At 66.4% G+C, this 17,382-nt stretch carries 15 protein-coding genes; 9 read left to right on the forward strand and 6 right to left on the reverse strand.

Going from position 1 to position 17,382, the window contains the following annotated elements; genetic code table 11:
- Nucleotides 1-3: 3 nt before the first annotated feature.
- Complete coding sequence (locus AO501_RS23825; RefSeq protein ID WP_055580041.1) at nt 4-894, forward strand: M48 family metallopeptidase; 891 nt, start codon at nt 4-6, stop codon at nt 892-894.
- Nucleotides 891-1,154 (forward strand): hypothetical protein, encoded by a 264-nt coding sequence (locus AO501_RS23830; RefSeq protein WP_156452752.1) that lies wholly within the window; start codon nt 891-893, stop codon nt 1,152-1,154. The genes AO501_RS23825 and AO501_RS23830 overlap by 4 nt, the downstream gene beginning before the upstream one ends.
- Here the strand turns inward: AO501_RS23830 and AO501_RS23835 are convergent.
- Entirely contained in the window at nt 1,109-3,691 is a 2,583-nt protein-coding gene (locus tag AO501_RS23835) for an FHA domain-containing protein (RefSeq protein ID WP_371934956.1), read from the reverse strand. The genes AO501_RS23830 and AO501_RS23835 overlap by 46 nt on opposite strands.
- 175 nt (nt 3,692-3,866) lie before the next feature.
- On the opposite strand from AO501_RS23835, the gene AO501_RS23840 reads away from it, so the two are divergent.
- Together AO501_RS23840 and AO501_RS23845 are read left to right on the forward strand one after the other, a co-directional pair.
- Nucleotides 3,867-5,174, forward strand: a complete 1,308-nt coding sequence (locus tag AO501_RS23840) for a DUF1254 domain-containing protein (RefSeq protein ID WP_055580044.1) — start codon at nt 3,867-3,869, stop codon at nt 5,172-5,174.
- Nucleotides 5,175-5,220: 46 nt separating this feature from the next.
- Nucleotides 5,221-5,538, forward strand: coding sequence for a hypothetical protein (locus AO501_RS23845; RefSeq protein WP_055580119.1), 318 nt, complete (start codon nt 5,221-5,223; stop codon nt 5,536-5,538).
- 2 nt (nt 5,539-5,540) lie between these two features.
- On the opposite strand, the gene AO501_RS23850 is transcribed toward AO501_RS23845, so the two are convergent.
- The gene (locus AO501_RS23850; protein WP_055580120.1) at nt 5,541-6,926 is read right to left on the reverse strand and encodes a serine/threonine-protein kinase; all 1,386 of its coding nucleotides are present in this window, start codon (nt 6,924-6,926) and stop codon (nt 5,541-5,543) included.
- A gap of 102 nt (nt 6,927-7,028) precedes the next feature.
- On the opposite strand from AO501_RS23850, the gene AO501_RS23855 reads away from it, so the two are divergent.
- Both AO501_RS23855 and AO501_RS38415 read left to right on the forward strand, forming a co-directional pair.
- Complete coding sequence (locus tag AO501_RS23855; RefSeq protein WP_055580045.1) at nt 7,029-7,229, forward strand: hypothetical protein; 201 nt, start codon at nt 7,029-7,031, stop codon at nt 7,227-7,229.
- A gap of 232 nt (nt 7,230-7,461) precedes the next feature.
- Complete coding sequence (locus tag AO501_RS38415) at nt 7,462-7,626, forward strand: hypothetical protein (protein ID WP_197419933.1); 165 nt, start codon at nt 7,462-7,464, stop codon at nt 7,624-7,626.
- Between the two features lie 41 nt (nt 7,627-7,667).
- Here the strand turns inward: AO501_RS38415 and AO501_RS23860 are convergent, their stop codons facing one another.
- The 3 genes from AO501_RS23860 to AO501_RS23870 form a co-directional block, all read right to left on the reverse strand.
- On the reverse strand, nt 7,668-9,866 hold the full coding sequence (locus tag AO501_RS23860) for a molybdopterin-dependent oxidoreductase (protein WP_082658801.1): 2,199 nt from the start codon (nt 9,864-9,866) through the stop codon (nt 7,668-7,670).
- Nucleotides 9,867-9,990: 124 nt separating this feature from the next.
- The gene (locus AO501_RS23865) at nt 9,991-11,097 is read right to left on the reverse strand and encodes a type III polyketide synthase (protein ID WP_082658802.1); all 1,107 of its coding nucleotides are present in this window, start codon (nt 11,095-11,097) and stop codon (nt 9,991-9,993) included.
- A gap of 177 nt (nt 11,098-11,274) precedes the next feature.
- Complete coding sequence (locus AO501_RS23870) at nt 11,275-12,105, reverse strand: SDR family oxidoreductase (protein ID WP_231752588.1); 831 nt, start codon at nt 12,103-12,105, stop codon at nt 11,275-11,277.
- 274 nt (nt 12,106-12,379) lie between these two features.
- Between AO501_RS23870 and AO501_RS23875 the strand changes: the two genes are divergently transcribed.
- Both AO501_RS23875 and AO501_RS23880 read left to right on the forward strand, forming a co-directional pair.
- Complete coding sequence (locus AO501_RS23875) at nt 12,380-13,477, forward strand: ferredoxin reductase (protein ID WP_055580048.1); 1,098 nt, start codon at nt 12,380-12,382, stop codon at nt 13,475-13,477.
- A gap of 14 nt (nt 13,478-13,491) precedes the next feature.
- Nucleotides 13,492-14,895, forward strand: a complete 1,404-nt coding sequence (locus tag AO501_RS23880; protein WP_055580049.1) for a fatty acid desaturase family protein — start codon at nt 13,492-13,494, stop codon at nt 14,893-14,895.
- 4 nt (nt 14,896-14,899) lie between these two features.
- Here AO501_RS23880 and AO501_RS23885 read toward each other — a convergent pair whose 3' ends face one another.
- Entirely contained in the window at nt 14,900-16,510 is a 1,611-nt protein-coding gene (locus AO501_RS23885) for an arylsulfatase (RefSeq protein ID WP_055580122.1), read from the reverse strand.
- 37 nt (nt 16,511-16,547) lie between these two features.
- On the opposite strand from AO501_RS23885, the gene AO501_RS23890 reads away from it, so the two are divergent.
- Nucleotides 16,548-17,375 (forward strand): SDR family NAD(P)-dependent oxidoreductase, encoded by an 828-nt coding sequence (locus AO501_RS23890; RefSeq protein ID WP_055580050.1) that lies wholly within the window; start codon nt 16,548-16,550, stop codon nt 17,373-17,375.
- Nucleotides 17,376-17,382: the final 7 nt, after the last annotated feature.

The raw sequence follows: 17,382 nt of genomic DNA on the forward strand, positions 1-17,382 counted from the left end.
GCCATGGCCATCGTCGATTCACCGACCCACCATCACCCGCACCCACCGACCGGCTTCCGTGAGCAACCCCGGCGCCACCCGTGGGAGATCGGCCTGCTGGTGCTGGTCATCGCGTCCAGCGTCGTGCTGTACCTGATCGCGTGCGCGCTGGTGCTGTCCGGCAAGGTCAGCTTGTTGTGGCTGTCGGTGCTCGCCACGCCGGTGCTGCTGTTCCTCGGCCGGGGGCTGAACTACGGCCGCCAGCGCACCAACGGCGTGAAGATGTCGCCCACCCAGTTTCCCGAGGGTTACTGGCTGGTCGTCGAAGCGGCGCAGCGTTTTGGTCTCACCGAGGTGCCGGACGCGTACGTCGTGCTGGGCAACGGGCAGATCAACGCCTTCGCCAGCGGTCACGGCTTCCGCCGCTACGTCGTGGTCTACAGCGACCTGTTCGAGATCGGCGGCCAGGCCCGCGATCCCGAGGCGCTGGCCTTCGTCATCGGACACGAGGTCGGCCACATCGCAGCCGGGCACGCTTCGTACTGGCGCCAGCTCAGCCAGCTGGCCATGAAGATTCCGTTCCTCGGGCAGGCGCTGTCGCGTTCCATGGAGTACACGGCCGACAACTACGGTTACGCGTTCCGCCCGGAAGGGGCCCGTCGCGCCATCGGCGTGCTGAGCGCCGGCAAGTACCTGCTGCGCTGGGTCGATTTCGACGGCATGGCCGACCGGGCCGGGGCCGAGACCGGGTTCTTCGTGTGGCTGGCCAACGCGCTGGCGTCACACCCGGTGAACACGTGGCGCGCGTCGGCGCTGCGCAATCGCGCGGTCGCGGGCGCTCTGTTCTTCCGGCCCAGGCAGCCGGTGGCTGCCCCGCAGTGGCCCGCACCCGGTCCCGCCCCGTGGCCCAGGTGAGTGCATACGCGATGAAGACCAAGGTCGTCGTGCTGCTGACCGGCTGGGCCGTCGCGGTGGTGCTGCTGCTGCACTACGTGATGCTGAGCCGGGCCGGCCTGCCGGTGGACTGGATGCTCTACCTCGGACTGCCGGTCACCGCGGCCGGCGTGTTGTTCGCGCTGATGCTGGCGAACATGGGCGCCGGATGGGAGACCAAGACGATCAGCGTGGGTCAGCCGCTCTTGAGGCGAATCTTCCAGCGCACGAAGCCCAGGTAGAAGATGCTCAGCACCACCAGCATCGCCATGTCGAACGTCCACGCCCCGGCCGTGTGCTTCCAGTGTGAGTCCTTCGGGACCTGCGGAACCGGACACAATCGGGTCAGGTCGATCGTCGAGGCCGAGGTGGCGAAACCCCACCTCGCCGGGGTCACCCACGACATCTGGTCCAGCCCCAGCCGGTTGGTGACGGGAATCATGCCGCCGGAGAACACCAGCTGCGACATGACCGCCACCACCAGCAGCGGCATGATCTGCTCGCTGGTCTTGGCCAGCGACGACAGCACCAACCCGAGCATGGCCGAGGCGACGGTCGTCGCCGCGATGTCGGCGTAGAGCTCGAGGGCGGGGCTTCCCAGCACCACTGCGCTCGCCTTGGGTCCGGGCTTGCCGAGCAGCGCGATCACGGTCACGATCGCCGACTGGACCAGCGCCAGGATGGTGTAAACGCAGACCTTGGCCAGCAGATAGGCCGTGGTGGACAGCCCCACCGCCTGTTCGCGCAGGAAGATGGCCCGCTCACCGATGAGGTCCCGGATGGTCAGCGCCGTTCCCATGAAGACGGCGCCGACGTTGAGCAACACCAGGATCTGGGCCGGCTCGGTGGGCGCGTCACTGGTCAGTGGCGGGGCGTTGAACCCGACATCACCGGGCACCGACATGGACAGCGAGCCCATGATGAACGGCAGGATCGCCAGGAAGATGAAGTAGCCGCGGTCGGAGATGATCAGCCGCAACTGCCGTCGCGCGATCGTGGAGAACTGCCGGAGCAGGCTGGTATGCGCCGCCTCCCCGAGCTCCGCGGGTTTCTCCGTCGGCGGTACCGGCGGGGGTGGCCCGGTCTGGGCCAGGTAGCGGGCCTTGGCGCCGTCCGGGTCCTCGGCCACCGAGCTGAAGATGTCGGCCCAGTTGGTGGTTCCCATCGACGGGCCGATCTGGCTGGGCGGTCCGCAGAACGCGGTCTTGCCGCCGGGCGCCAGCAGCAGCACCTGGTCGCACACATCGAGATACGTCAGCGAGTGTGTGACCACCAGCACCACGCGACCGGCGTCGGCCAGTTGCCGCAGCATGGTCATCACCTGCCGGTCCAGCGCCGGGTCCAAGCCGGAGGTGGGCTCGTCCAGGATCAGCAGCGACGGCCCGGTGAGCAGCTCCAGCGCGACCGAGGCGCGCTTGCGCTGACCGCCGGACAGCTTGTCGACCCGCGTCTCGAGGTGTTTGGTCATCTCGAGTTCTTCGAGGACGCGCGCCACCACCTGCTCGCGGTCTTCTTTGGTGGTGTCGGGCGGCAGCCGCAGTTCGGCGGCGTACATCAGGGCCTGCTTGACCGTCAGCTGCCCGTGCACCACGTCGTCCTGCGGCACCATGCCGATCCTGCTGCGCAGCGAGGCGTACTCGGAGTGCACGTTGTGCCCCTCGAACGACACCGTGCCGCTGGTCGGGTGGGTGTACCCGGCGACCAGTTTGGCGAAGGTCGACTTGCCCGCGCCCGACGGACCGATGACCGCCGTGAGCATGCCCGGACGCGCGGTGATCGAGATGTTGTCCAGCAGGGTCTTGTTGCCCTCGATCGTCCAGGTCACGCCGCGGACATCGAGGCCGCCCGTCCGGGTTTCCAGCAGGCTCTCTTCACGACGTGACAGCGCGCCGTTGGCGAAGACGAGGTCGATGTTGCCGATCGTGACCACGTCGCCGTCGCGCAGGATCGCCGATTCGACGCGGGTGCCGTTGACGAACGTGCCGTTGATGCTGCGGTTGTCCCGGATCTCGGTGCCGCCGGGCGACGGGATCAGGGTGGCGTGGTGGCGGGAGGCCAGTACTTCGGGGATGACGATGTCGTTGTCGTCGGCGCGGCCGATCTTCACCGCACCCGGCGGGACGTCCCCTGCCTTGCCCGGCCGCAGGATCTTCATCATCGAGGTCCGGCCGCCCGACTGGGCGGTGGGACCGATCACCGGAGGTGGCTGTTGCTGCGCGGAGGACCGGTAGATCTGTGGTGACGGCTGCTGCATCGGCTGCGGACCCGACGGGTAACGCGGCTGCGGTCCCGACGGCGGCTGACCGGGGGGTGCTGCGGGCATCCGCGCTGTGGACGGATGCTGTTGCGGCGGGGCACCCCAGTTGGCGCCGCTCGGCGGCCCGCCCTGGGCGGGGATGGGGCCGCTGGGCCGCGACGGAATCGCCATGGCGGTGGTCGCCGGCGGGCGGCCGACCGAGCCCTGGTTGCGCCGGCCGACTTCGAAGTCGAGCGCCGGTCCGTCCGGGTTGCCGATGTTGACGCGCTGGCCGTCCTGGATGTCGACGACCGGCACCCGGCGGTTGTTGACGTACAAACCGTTGAGGCTGCCGTTGTCGATGGCGACCCATCGACCCTGGTCGAAGCGCAGCAACAGGTGCACGCGGGATATCAGGGGGTGCGCCACGCGGACATCGGCGCGCAGATCACGGCCAATGACTACGTCGTGGCCCGCTGCGAAGGTGCGCTCGGCACCGTCATACCGCACGGTCAGGACAGGTGGAGCGGCTGTCTGGGTCATCGCAACCAACTTTATCGGCATGGACGCCAACTAAAGAAGCAGGACGTCGTTTGTAACCGGGCGGGCCTGGTCGGACGCGCGCGGTGGCCCCCGAAGCCGCTGCGAACGCCGACATTTCGATTCGTTGAGCTCTATCCTTCAAGCCTCTGGCGAATTCGGGCCCCAAGGAGAGAACTTGACCACCTTATCCGACGATCTGCGCACCCTGAGCTATGAAGCGTTCGTCTACTTTTATCCGCTCGTGACGATGGACGTCACCAGGCTGCAGGCGTTCAACTCGGCGCCCGGATCGCGGCCCGGTTTCGGCCCGCCCAACCAGTTCTCCCATCTACGGGAGTTTCCGCCGGCGGAGTTCCGGTCGGTGGTGCGGCCGAACTTCGACACGCTCTACTCGATCGCGTGGCTCGATCTGAGCAACGGTCCGGTCCGGCTGCATGCCGACGACACCGACGATCGCTTCTACATGTTGCCGATGCTGGACATGTGGTCCGATGTGTTCGCCAATCCCGGCAAACGAACCACCGGCACCGGGCCACTGGATCTGGTGATCACCGGTCCGGATTACCGCGGCGACCTACCCGAGTCGGCGAGGGTCGTCGAAGCGCCGACTCCGTATGTCTGGCTCATCGGTCGGACTCAGACCAACGGACCCGACGACTACCCGGCGGTGCACAAGGTCCAGGACGGATTCCGCATCACCGAGCTCGGTCCGAAAGCAGCATTCGAGGCCGACCCGAAGTACGACGTGACCACCGAGCCGCTCAAGGTCGTCAACGGGATGACCGCGGTCGACTACCTCTCCTATGCCGCCGAACTGCTGCGGGTCAACCCCCCGCATGCGACCGACTTCTCCATCCTGGCCCGCCTGGCTCTGCTCGGCATCGAACGAGGCCGGCCATTCGACGCGAGCCGGTTCAGCGCGGAACAGCTCGCCCAGATCCAGCAGGGCAAGGACGATGCCCTCGCCGACATGCTGGTGGCCGGCCCCAGGCTGGCGGCCAGTGTCGACGGCTGGATCAGCCTCGGTGAGGGCATGGGGGTCTACGGCAACAACTACTTCCGGCGCGCGGTGGTGGCCTTGATCGGTCTGGGTGCCAACCCTCCCGAGGACGCGGTCTATCCGCTGCTCGCCTCCGACGCCGACGGCAACCCGGTCAGCGGTGACAACGACTACGTCGTCCATTTCGACGCGGACAAGTTGCCGCCGGTGGACGCGTTCTGGTCGATCACCATGTACGACGCGGAAGGATTCCAGGTTGCCAACGAATTGAATCGGTTCGCGATCGGCGACCGGGATCATCTGCACTACAACGACGACGGCTCGCTCGATATCTACATTCAGCACGAGGACCCCGGCCCGGCGCGCAGGGACAATTGGCTACCGGCGCCGCGCGGCCCGGTGGGGGTGACGATGCGGCTTTATGCGCCCCGGCCGGAAGTCATCGCGGGCGGTTGGTCGCCACCGCCCGTTCGCCGGGTTTGACGCGCCGCTCGCGAATATGATGAACGCCCACCGGAAGGAGATCGACATGGGTCAGAAGCTGGGTCCATGGAAGCGCAGCGGCGGTGCGATCGCCGTTGCGGCGCTGGCGTTGACCGCCGCGCCCGAGGTGTTCGACATCGGCCGGCCGCCCGGCACCACGATGGCCGACGTGTGCGTCAACGCCGGACGACGCATTTCGGTCAGCGGTTGCACCAATATCGCCGACGCCGTCGCCCCCTACGTCCCGCCGCCGGCGGACTATGCGCCGTTGCCGGAGGACTACCCGCCTCCCCCGCCGCCGCCCCCGAACATCAACGTCTGCGCGAACGTGGGACGGCGCATCACCGTGAGCGGGTGCGTCTAGGTTCAGGGCCGGCCGTTGCCGCGGCGGATTTCCTGCAGGCACTGCAGCCTGGTCTGCCCGGTCTGTTCCATACACACCCGGACCGGTGTCTCCTGCTCGCTGGGCGGCGGGGTCTCGTTCGGTTCCAGCGTGGCACTGACGGTCGGGCTCGCCGCGGTGCCCTCGGTCAGCGACCAGATGCTGGTGTTGCTGCCCTGGATCATCGAGCAATACGCCGTTGCCCCGGTCTTCGTGGTGCCGAGGCTGCCGAGCGGGAAACAGTCGGCGCCGATGGCCACAACCGGGATCTCCGGCGCGGGGGTCGCCGTGGTGGCCCCCGCGCCTGTGGTTGATGCGGGCAGCGACGTGGTCGCCGGCGGCTGCGGAGCGGGCGTCGCGCGTTCTTCCTTGTCCGCGCGCAGGTACTCCTGCAGGGCGAAGACGACGGCGATGACCAGGAGGACCCCCAGCAGCGCCGGAACGACGACGCCAGGTCGCAGCAGGGAACGTTTGGGGCCGGAGGCGGCCACGGCGGGCAGGGACAGGCTGGTCTCGTCGGGATCTCCGGCACCGCCCAGGTTGTGGCTCAGGGCCCGCGCGAAATCGATACACCGCAGGTAGCGATCCTTGGGGTCCTTGGCCAGCGCCTTGGCGAAAACCGGGTCCAGATTCGACAGTTCCGGGCTGCGCTCACTGATGGCAGGGGGTGAGGCGCTGAGGTGCTGGCTGATCACCACCGCCGGATTGGAGTGCTGAAACGGGGGCGCACCGGTGAGCAGCTGGTAGGCCGAGGCGGCCAGTGCGTACTGGTCGGCCCGCCCGTCGAGGTCGTTGCCCATCAGCTGCTCGGGTGCCGCATAGGCCACGGTGCCCACCGTCATGTTGGTCGCGGTCAGCCCCGTCGATTCACCCACCAGCCCGGCAATCCCGAAATCTGCCAACAGAATTCGCCGGTCGTGCGAATCCGGTTGAGCGATCAGGATGTTCGCGGGCTTGACGTCGCGGTGCAGCAGCTTGTGCAGGTGGGCATAGTCGAGCGCCTCGGCGACCGCGGTGACGATTTCGACCACTTCCGGGCCCGGCATCCCCTGGGGGTACCGCTCCTCCAACAACTCCCCCGCGTCGGTGCCGTCGACGTAGTCCATGTCGATCCAGAGCTGGCCGTCGGACTCGCCGCGGTCGTGCACCGCAACGATGTGCGGATGCCACAGCGTGGCCGCGGTGTCGGCTTCGCGATGGAACCGCTCCCGGTATTCGCTGTCGGCCGACACGTCGGCTTTGAGAACCTTCAGTGCGTCCTGGCGCGGCAGCCGGGGGTGCTTGGCCAGATAGACCTCACCCATGCCGCCGGATCCCAGCCGCTTGATGACGGTGTACCCGGCAAACGTCGATCCTTCGTCGAGCGCCATGGCCGCATAGTAGCCCGCAGGACGACGGCGGAAACCGACGATGGGGCCCTGCATCGGCATAGCCCGCGTTTTCGTCGGCCCGCACGGGGTAGTTTGGCGTCCATGTCCGAGCGCGACAACACTTTCCCCGACGACGTGCCGATCGCCGACGCCGCTGAACAGCTGCGGCCCACGACGGACTTCTCCGATGATGACGAATACGAGGGCGGACCGGCCGAGTTGCCGCTCGAAGCGAGCGCTGCGGACTGGCAGGAACAGCAGGAGACCGTGGTGATCGACGACGAGCCGGAGGACTCCGACTGAGTTGCGGCCGCGGAGCGCGGTGCCGGCCGTCAGCTAATAAAGCGTTTCACTAAATCGCTTCACCAAGGGTGTCATCGAGGCGCGGCTGAAGGGTACGGACTGTAAATGGCCCGTCAATCTCTCGTAAATACCACTCCGCCGCCCTCGCGGACGACGCTGCACCGGGCATAGATTCGAGAAGGCCGGTCGATCAGAGGGGCGCCCGGGCCAGTCCCCACCGTTAGGAAGCGTCATGCCGACAATCGAGACGCGACTCCGCCAGCAGCTTCGCAACTACGCCGTCGAGTTGCGGCAAGTGGCCTACACCCTGCCCAACGGGATCGGTGAGCACGATCTGCTCCGGTTGTCCGACCAGATGCGTGCCGCGGCCGATCAGGTGATCAGCAGAGGGGCGTAGCCAGTCGTCGGTGAGTCCGGGTCAGTCCCGGGCGCCGGCGTTCAGCTGACCGTCACCGGAATCCCGTTGAGGACGCCGTTGCCCGAGGGCTCGTCGATCCAGGTGGGTGGTGAGAGCACATTGGTGTTGGCGCCGGGCGCACCGTTGGCCACCGACAACCGGGTCCCGGGCTTGTCGTGACCCCAGCCGTGCGGCATCGACACCACACCGGGCTTGATCGCCTCGGTGATCTCGACCGGCACCTTGATCTCGCCGGACTCCGACTTCACCGTGACGATGTCCTCGTCGTTGACCCGGCACCGGGCCGCGTCCGCGGGATGCATCAGCAAGGTGCAGCGATCCCTGCCCTTCATCAGCGCTGGCACGTTGTGCAGCCACGAGTTGTTTGACCGAAGGTGCCGGCGGTTGACCAGGACCAGCGGTTCGGCAGGGCGCTCCAGCCGGGCGGCCAGTCGGGAAAGGTCGTCGAGCAGGTATTGCGGGGCAAGCCGGATCTTCTTGTCGGCGGTGCCGAGAATGCCGGGCAGTTGCGGCACCATCGGCCCGAAGTCGATCCCGTTCGGATTGGCCTTCAACAGGTCCAGGGTGAGCCCGCCCGGGTTCTCGCCGTAGCGATCACCGAAAGGACCGGTGCGCAGGGTCAGGTCCAGCATCCGCTCCGGGCCGCCGTGCTGGTAGCGCCGGCGGATGACCGCACCGTCGAGGCCCTGAGTGAATGCGAGATAGTCGAAGAAGCCGTCGTCAATCGCGCCGACGTCGACGTCCTCTGCCGGCGTGCCGGTGCACAATCCGGTGAGGCGGATCAGGATCTCCCATTCATGCGGCCGCTCACCCGGGTCGAACACCGGTGCCGAATAGTTGGCAAAGCTGCGAATCGCGAACTGCAGCACCAGGTCATCGTGATGCGGCTGCTCGAGGGGTGACAGCCCGGGCAGGATCACATCGGCGTGGCGGGTGGTTTCGTTGAGCCAATTGTCAACGGAGATCATCGCTTCCAGCGACGGCAGCGCCTCGTCGAGCTTGTCGCCACCGGGCGAGGAGAGCACCGGATTGCCGGCGATGGTGATCAGCGCCTTGAGCTGTCCCTCCCCCGGAGTCGCGATCTCTTCGACCATGCAGGACACCGGAACCTGGCCGAGCACTTCTTTGGCCCCCCGGACCCGCGTCTGCCAACGACCGAACTCCGGCGCGCCGTCCTCCAGCCCGGGCAGGGGCTGCGTGGTGATCGACCAGGCAGCCGGCCGCGGGAACATCGCGCCGCCGGGAATGTCGAAGTGCCCGATCAGAATGTTGACGACGTCGACCAGCCAGCTGGCCAGACTGCCGAACTCCTGATTGCACAGGCCGATGCGGCCGTACACCACCGATTTCTCGGTGCCGGCCAGTTCACGGGCCAATGTTCGAATGCGATCTTCGTCGATGCCGGTGACCGCACTCACCCGGCTCGGTGGCCACTCCGCCGCGACACGGCGCATCGTGTCCACGCCTGCGACGTGCGGCCCGGGTGCCACCAGGTCTTCGGCGAACAGGGTATGGGTCACCGCCAGCAAGAGGGCCGCGTCGGTGCCGGGCACGATCGGCAACCACTCGTCGGCGTGCTCGGCGGTACGGGTGCGAACGGGATCGATCACGATCACCTTGCCGCGCTTCCCGATCGCGTCGATCAGGCCCATCACGTTCGGCGCCGCGAGCAGTGAGCCCTGCGATGCCGCCGGGTTGGCGCCCATGATGACCAGCAGGTCGGTGCGTTCGATGTCGGGTACCGGGAAGTTCCACCAGCCGCCGTACATCAGGTGCGACGACAGGTTTTTCGGCCACTGGTCGACCGTGCCGGGCGAATAGGTGACCGGTATGCCCGACATGCCCAGCAGCACCCCCGCATAACGGGCCAGGGAGAAGGAATGGGCCAGCGGGTTACCGGTGTATGCCGTGACCGCGCCGATTCCGTACTTGCGGATCACCGGCGTCAGCAGTTCGGTGCAGCGCCGAAACGCCGCATCCCAACTGACCTCCTGCCAGCGCCCCTCGATTTTGACAAGCGGTTGCCGAATCCGGTCCGGATCGTCGTGCAAGCCGGCCAGGGCGGCTCCCTTGGGGCAGATGTGCCCGTGGCTCCAGACGTCGTCCCGATTGCCGCGGATGCCCGCGACTTTGCCATCCTGGACGCGAATCTCCAAGCCGCACATGGCTTCACACAACGGGCAGGTATGCAGGTACCTGCCGTCTACAGGGCTGGTCACCCTCCTACTGTATTCCGCTACTACGGGTATCGGAAGGGCTACGCATAGCCCAGAGCGGTGTTCTCCGCGTGGATCCGGACTCTGAGCACCGCGGCATTGGCGATGGTGAACACGACCTACCCCCTCACCAGCGCAGCAGCAGCAGCTCGAAGCTGAAACCGGGACCCATCGCCATCAGCACTCCGTAGCAACCCGCGGATGGTGGGTCGGCAACCGTCCGGCACAGGACGTCGAGAACCGACGCCGAGGAGATGTTCCCGTTCTCTCGCATGGAGTCACGGCTGTGCCCTACAGCCTCCTGAGGTAGCCCCAGCGCCTTCTCGATGGAGTCGAGCACTTTGGGGCCGCCGGGATGGCACACCCATGCCGAGATGTCGTCGATCGACAAACCGTTCTCGGACAGGAAATCGTCAACCTCGCCACGCAGGTAGTCGTCCGCCATTCGCGGGACCTCACGGCCCATCACCAGCCCAAATCCGTTGGAGGTGATATCCCACCCCATCACGCCGATGGTGTCCGGAATCACCCGGCTGCGCGTCGCCAGGATCCGCGGATCGCGAATCATGCTGTCGCCACGGGTATTACGACCAGATCCGGTGGCTACGACAGCCGCGGCGCCGTCTCCGAACAAGCACACTCCGATCAGCGCCGGGATAGAGACGTCGTCACGCTGCAGCGTCAGCGAACACAGCTCCACCGACAGCAGCACCGCCACGTCGCCGGGAAAACCGCGGAGATAGTCATGCAAGCGGGCCATTCCCGCCGCACCCGCCACGCAGCCCAGCCCGAACAACGGGATTCGTTTGACATCCGGGCGCAGTCCCACCCGCGGGATCAGTCGCGCGTCCAGTGTCGGCACCGCCATCCCGGTACTGGAGACAACGATGATGGCATCCACCTCGCGCGGTTCGATATCTGCTGTAGCCAGGGCCGAAAGTATCGCTCGCTCACCGATATCGGTGGCTACCTCGATGTAGGCATTGTTGGCTTCGGTGAAACCGCTGAGCTCCGGGTACCGCGACAGCGGCAGGGCGAGGTTTCGTTCGTCGACTCCGGCCGTGCGGGCAAAGCGCATGAACTCCGGCTCGGTCACCCGGGTTAGTTCGCGTGCGACTTCCTCCTGATTGTGCCGGTGCGGCGGGAAAGCCACTGCGGTACCGACGATTCGGGGTGAGTCGTCATGGTGTCGGCCGGCATGATGAGCCGACCCGGAATACGTTGTTACGGTCATAGCTAGGGCACGGCCACGGATGGCCGATTAGTTCATCGGATTGCGGTTACCTGGAACACATTTCGGCTATCTGCCGGTGCACACCAGATTGGCAGGCTTCTCCGAGGGCATTCACAGTAACTCGGGGCGTACAGTGACTCCCCGAAAGCTGTTGCACCGCAGAATGGTTGATGACCCCTAGCGGGTGGTGTCGCGCACCCGGCCGTCGTAGCCGGCACGCGCGACCGCATCCAGCGTCCGCAACACCCGGTTGCGGGTGAGACGGCCACGAACGGCGGCAACCACGCGGTCTGGCAGCGCGGCGGCGGTGGCCTCATAGGCCCGCATCCATGCCGGCACCGCGACGACGGCGCGACGGTGGGCGCACGCCGTCACCACGGCATCCGCAATGTCTTCGGGGTTGACGGTAGGCAGTACTCCACCGAGCCTGACTCCCGCGGTCAGTTCGGTTCGCACGGCACAGGGCAGGACGACCGAGACCGTCACTCCGGACCCGGCGAGCTCGTCGCGCAACGCTTCGCTGAATCCGACGACCGCATACTTGCTTGCGCAGTAGGTCGCCAGTCCGGCTGCGGGCACCTTGCCCAGATACGAACTGACGTTGACGATATGACCGGCGCCCCGCGCGAGCATGCCGGGTAGCGCAAGCTTGGTGCCGGTCAGCACTCCCCTGGTGTTGATGTCGAGGATCGCGTCGGTGATCGCGTCGTCCTCGTCGGCGAATCGCCCTGCGGGCATGATGCCCGCGTTGTTCACCAATACCGCCAGCGGGGCGCCTGCTTCGTCGACCGCATCGAGGAACGCGGCGAAGGACTCCCGCGACCGCACGTCCAGTCCCACACCATGCCCGCCGATTTCGGCGGCGGCCGCCGCAGCCAGGTCAGCGTCGAGATCGCCGATGAACACCCGGGACCCCCTGGCCGCAAACGCCTGTGCGGTGGCCCTGCCGATGCCGCGCGCGCCCCCCGTGATGGCCACGGCGGCCCCGGCGAGCCGAATCGGCGTCATGGCCATTTCTTAGCGGTCGACTGTGCATCTGACGAGGCGACACGCGGGTCGGGCGGCGGCGACTCCGCATTCGGCTCTCTTCGCTGGTTGGACGTTTAAACCGGTTTCGCGGGGTAACCCTCGTCACAAACGGCCCGGACCGTTCGCACATCGACTACATCGGTGAACAGATGTTCAATCATATTCAGGCAGCAGTCCGGTATTAAGCGGATCGGTTAGTGCATTTTTGCGTCTTGCAGGTTTATCTCAGTGTACGAGTGTGTACTCATCGAGCATGGCAGAACGCGGCGCTCAGCCCCAAGTCCCCCGCGGCCGCAGACTCTTTCTGCGAGCTATCCGAAATCTGTTCAAGCCGCTGGAACCCGACGACTACCTCGAGATGATCAACCCGCTCTGGACGACCAAAGAGCTCCGGGGAAAGGTCGAAAGGGTCGAGCGGCAGGGGTCGGAAGCGGCCAGCGTGCTGATCCGCCCCGGGTATGAGTGGCCTGGTCATAAGCCCGGGCAGTACGTCCGGCTGGGACTGGTGATCGACGGCGTCTATCACTGGCGCGCCTACTCGTTGACCTCGGACCCGGAACCGGCGGACGGCCTGATCAGCGTGACGCCCAAAAAGGTGGACAGCGGCGTCGTCTCGCCGTACCTGGTCGAGCAGATCCAGCCCGGGGAGTTGGTCCGGCTGGGCGAGATCGAAGGCGTATTCACTCTGCCGGAGCCGCTGCCCGACAAAATGCTGTTCATCAGCGCCGGCAGCGGGATCACGCCGATCATGAGCATGTTGCGCAGCCTCGATCGTCGCAACGAGATGCGAGACGTCCTGCACATTCACTCGGCTCGTACCCGCGAGCAGGTCATGTTCTTGGATGTCCTCGAAGGGCTGGACAAACGTCACGACGGAATGAAGCTGGACCTGCGCCTCACGGGAGATCGCGGCCGGCTCAAGCCGAGCGATCTCGACGAAGTGTGTCCGGATTGGCGAGATCGTGAAGCGTTCTGCTCGGGACCGGAGGAAATGCTCGACGCGCTGATCGAGCATTGGGAGAACAACGGCGACCCCGATCGTCTGCACTATGAACGGTTTCAGCCGAAGATCGGTGGTGACGCCGGGGACGGCGAAGGCGGCGAAGTCCGCTTCCTCAAGAGTGACAAGACCGCCGAATGCGACGGTGGCACATCGATTCTGGAGGCGGGCGAGAACGCCGGGCTGGAACTCGCGTTCGGGTGCCGGATCGGTATCTGCCACACCTGCACGGGGACGCTCAAATCCGGCAAGCTCCGCGATCTGCGCTCCGGGGACGTGACCGAGCCCACCGGACAAGAGGTCCGGATCTGCATCAACGCCGCCGAAGGCGACGTCGAACTAGAGCTTTGATCGGAAGGAAAGCAATGACTTCTACCATGCAACGCCAGGAAAGCCCGTTCGCCCACCTGGGCGAGCAGGAACGGGAGAAAATCGGAAAAGAACTCGACGCCATCCACGACGAGGTGTTCGCCGATCTCGGCGAGCGGGACCGCCACTACATCAAAGCGGTCATTGCGGCGCAGCGGCAGATCGTGGTCGTCGGCCGGGTGCTGCTGCTGGCCTCTCGATCGAGGACCTCGTGGGTCCTGGGAACCGCGTGCCTGGGTATGGCCAAGATCCTGGAAAACATGGAGATCGGCCACAATGTGATGCACGGTCAGTGGGATTGGATGAACGATCCCGATATCCATTCCTCGAAGTGGGATTGGGACACCGCCTCAACCGCCGAGTCGTGGCGACACTCGCACAATTTCATTCATCACACCTATACGAACATCCGCGGAAAAGACAAAGACCTCGGCTACGAGATCATGCGGATCGACCCGAACCAGACCTGGCACCCGCGGTACCTGGGGCAGTTTTTCTACAACGCGCTGCTCACCGTGCTGTTCGAGTGGGGCGTGGCCGTGCACGACATGGACATCGACGCCATCCGGGCCGGCGAGAAGCCCTGGTCAGAGGTGCGGAAGGACCTGAAGGGGATCGGCGTCAAGGCACGCTCGCAGATCATCAAGGACTACATCGGGTGGCCGCTGATCAGCGCCGGGGCGTTTACGCTGGTGCAACTGGCGTCAGGCGGCCGCCTCGAACAGCCGGCCAAATCCCGCCTCGGCCGGCGGCTTCGCCGGGTTTCGGATAAGGGCCGAATCGGTGCCACGGCAACATTTTTCGATAAAGTGCTGCCTGGCGCGGAGAGCACGTATCTGCGCACTCTGGCCGCCGACGCACTGGCCAACGTGATCCGCAATGTGTGGGCGCACGCCATCATTTTCTGCGGCCACTTCCCGGACCAGACCTACACCTTCAGCCAGGAAGAGGTCGAGGACGAAACGCGGGGCGAATGGTATCTGCGTCAGCTGGTCGGCGCGGCCAATATCGAAGGCAGCCCGCTTTTCCACGTGATCAGCGGCAACCTCGGTTACCAGGTGGAGCACCACTTGTACCCGGATATGCCGGCCAGCCGGTACTCCGAGATCGCACCGAAGATCAAGGACATCTGCGAGCGCTACGAGCTGCCCTACAACACCGGGCGATTTTCCAAGCAGTGGTTCATGGTGCACCGCACCATCTTCCGATTGGCGTTCCCCGGAGGAAAGCCGCGGCCGAAGCCCGGTCCGTACCGTAGCGCGAAGGCGACGGGTCCTGACACCAGATCCAGCGAGGCGACGAAATATCGCGATCGGGTTCCCGCCGAACACCCCGACGCCGGCCCCGAACACCAATCGAGCGGCGTGGAGGTGCAGCCGCCGCCACGCGGCAAGGACTGAGGCGTCACCCGAACAGCGACGGATCGGCGTCGAAAACCGATATCGGCTCGACGATGACGCCGTTGTCCTCGACGTAGCGATCCCACAGTTCGACCAGTTCGGCGAGCTTGTCCGGATGAGCGGCGGCCAGGTCATGGATCTCGCCCGGGTCCGCCGACAGGTCGTAGAGCTGCCAGGCTCCGGGGCCGTACGGCGCGGGCAGGTGCAAGGCCTTCCAGTCGCCCTGCCGAATGGCGCGGCGCCCGAACAACTCCCACCCGGTGCCGGTCTCGGCATCGTGCACACTGTCCACGGCGCCCGACAGATACCCCACCAGTGAGCGGCCCCGCATCGGCTCGATTTCGCGGCCCCGATAGCTGCTGCCGGGGTGTTCGACGCCGGCCAGTTCCAGCACGGTCGGTGCGATGTCCATCGCGGTCGTGAACGCGGTGCCGATTTCGGCTTGCCGCTCGAAGCCCGGCCAGGTGGCGAAGCCGACCACCCGGATGCCGCCCTCGGTGGTGAACGCCTTGTGCAGCCGCGACGGCGCGGTGGCGGCCTGGGCCCAGCGGGGGCCGTACCAGATATAGGAGCTCGGGCGGCCGAGGTTGTCCAGGCTGTTGTCGCAGTACTTTTCGATCTGCGCGGCGATCTGCGGACCGCGCAGCGGCATCGCCTCGACGATCGCGCCCTCAGCACCGTTGTCTGACAGGAAGATCACCACGGTGTTGTCCAATTCACCGGTCTCGGAAAGGTATTCGACGACGCGGCCGATGTTCCAGTCCATCCGGTCCACCATCCCGGCATAGACCTCCATGCTGCGCGCCGAGCGCGCCCGCTCGTCGTCGGTCATGTCGTCCCACTCCGGCGCGCCGTCGGCAACCACGGGATGCGCCTCGACATCGGGTGGGCACAGGCCCAACCGCTTCAGTGCGTCCAGCCGCTGCTCGCGCAGCACGTCCGGGCCGGCGTCGTAGCGGCCGCGGTAGGGCGCGATGGATTCGTCGGGTGCCTGCAGCGGCCAGTGCGGAGCCTGGAACGGCAGGTAGGCGAAGAACGGGCGCTCGTCTTCGGGGGAACGCTCACGTAGATAGCGCAGCAGCGTGTCGGTGTAGTAGTCCGACGAGTAGAAGTCCTCACCAACGGTGACGAAATGGTCGTCCTCGGTGTACAGCGTTGGCACCGAGAGGAATCCGGCTCCGCCACCTCCGTAGTGGCTGGCGCCTGCCGGCAACAGCGCGAACGAACGCTCGAAACCGCGTGCCCACGGCGACCTTTCGATGGTGGCGCCGAGATGCCACTTGCCCGACATCAACGTCAGGTAGCCGGCGTCACGCAGCAGTTCGGGCAGCGCGACCACGCGGTCGTTCAAATAGCCTTCATAGCCCGGCGCACCCTGGAAGCCGGGAACGGACACCTCCAGCATGGTGCCGATGCCCGCGACGTGGTGGTCGGTCCCGGTGAGCAGCATCGCCCGGGTCGGCGAGCAAGCCGGCGCCGAGTGGAAGTCGGTGAACCGGATGCCTTGATAGGCCAGCCGGTCCAGGTTGGGGGTCTCGATCTCACCGCCAAAGGCACCGAGATCGGAGAAGCCGAGATCGTCGGCCACAATCACCAGAAAGTTGGGTCGGGTCACCTGGAGCATCCTGTCAGCTTCGGCAGAAGATAGGACCATGGCGCACGGAAGTGGATTGTTGACCGGTCGTGTCGCGGTGGTCACCGGTGGGGCAGGCGGCATCGGCGCGGCGACGTCGCGGCTGTTCGCCGAGCACGGCGCTCGGGTGATCATCGCCGATATCGACGGTGAGCGTGCGCAGCGGACGGCGGCCCAGATCGGTGACCCGGCTCTGGCGGTGGTGACCGACGTGCGGGAGCCCGATCAGGTCGCGGCGCTGGCGGCGACAGTGCGTGACGGGTACGGCGGGATCGACGTGCTGGTGAACAACGTCGGGCACTGGGTGCGGCATCCCGGCAACTTCGCCGGCACCGGGCCCGAGTTGTGGGACGAGCTCTACCGGGTGAACCTGCACCACGTCTTTCTGGTCACCCGGGCTTTTCTGCCGATGATGGTCGACCGGCAGGCCGGCGCGATCGTCAACGTCTCCTCCGTGGAGGGCCTGCGCGGCTACCCGGAGGACCCGGTCTATGCCGCGTTCAAGGCGGCCGTCATCGCGTTCACCCGCAGCCTGGCGGTGCAGGTGGGACGGGACGGTGTGCGGGTCAACGCGATCGGTCCCGACGTCACCGAATCCCTGCAGGTGCCCTACTCGCAGTGGCTCTCCCCCGACGAGCAGAGCCAGTGGCCGCAATGGGTGCCGGTCGGGCGGATGGGTCTGCCGGAGGACCAGGCCCGGGTCATCCTGTTCCTCGCCTCGGACCTCTCGTCCTTCGTCACCGGCCACACCATCCCGACCGACGGCGGGACCGGCGCAGCGGGCGGATGGTTCCGGTCCTCCCGGCGCGCCGGCCGAGACTGGACCAACCGCCCTGTCGACCCCTGATCGAGTG

This window comes from Mycobacterium gordonae (assembly GCF_001417955.2).
Taxonomy (GTDB): domain Bacteria; phylum Actinomycetota; class Actinomycetes; order Mycobacteriales; family Mycobacteriaceae; genus Mycobacterium; species Mycobacterium gordonae_B.

Coding starts and splice junctions, on each gene's coding strand:
- AO501_RS23880 (WP_055580049.1), top strand. CDS start 13,492: ATGACTTCTACCATGCAACGCCAGGAAAGCCCGTTCGCCCACCTGGGC.
- AO501_RS23870 (WP_231752588.1), bottom strand. CDS start 12,105: ATGACGCCGATTCGGCTCGCCGGGGCCGCCGTGGCCATCACGGGGGGC.
- AO501_RS38415 (WP_197419933.1), top strand. CDS start 7,462: ATGCCGACAATCGAGACGCGACTCCGCCAGCAGCTTCGCAACTACGCC.
- AO501_RS23865 (WP_082658802.1), bottom strand. CDS start 11,097: ATGACCGTAACAACGTATTCCGGGTCGGCTCATCATGCCGGCCGACAC.
- AO501_RS23825 (WP_055580041.1), top strand. CDS start 4: ATGGCCATCGTCGATTCACCGACCCACCATCACCCGCACCCACCGACC.
- AO501_RS23845 (WP_055580119.1), top strand. CDS start 5,221: ATGGGTCAGAAGCTGGGTCCATGGAAGCGCAGCGGCGGTGCGATCGCC.
- AO501_RS23890 (WP_055580050.1), top strand. CDS start 16,548: ATGGCGCACGGAAGTGGATTGTTGACCGGTCGTGTCGCGGTGGTCACC.
- AO501_RS23835 (WP_371934956.1), bottom strand. CDS start 3,691: ATGACCCAGACAGCCGCTCCACCTGTCCTGACCGTGCGGTATGACGGT.
- AO501_RS23875 (WP_055580048.1), top strand. CDS start 12,380: ATGGCAGAACGCGGCGCTCAGCCCCAAGTCCCCCGCGGCCGCAGACTC.
- AO501_RS23850 (WP_055580120.1), bottom strand. CDS start 6,926: ATGGCGCTCGACGAAGGATCGACGTTTGCCGGGTACACCGTCATCAAG.
- AO501_RS23855 (WP_055580045.1), top strand. CDS start 7,029: ATGTCCGAGCGCGACAACACTTTCCCCGACGACGTGCCGATCGCCGAC.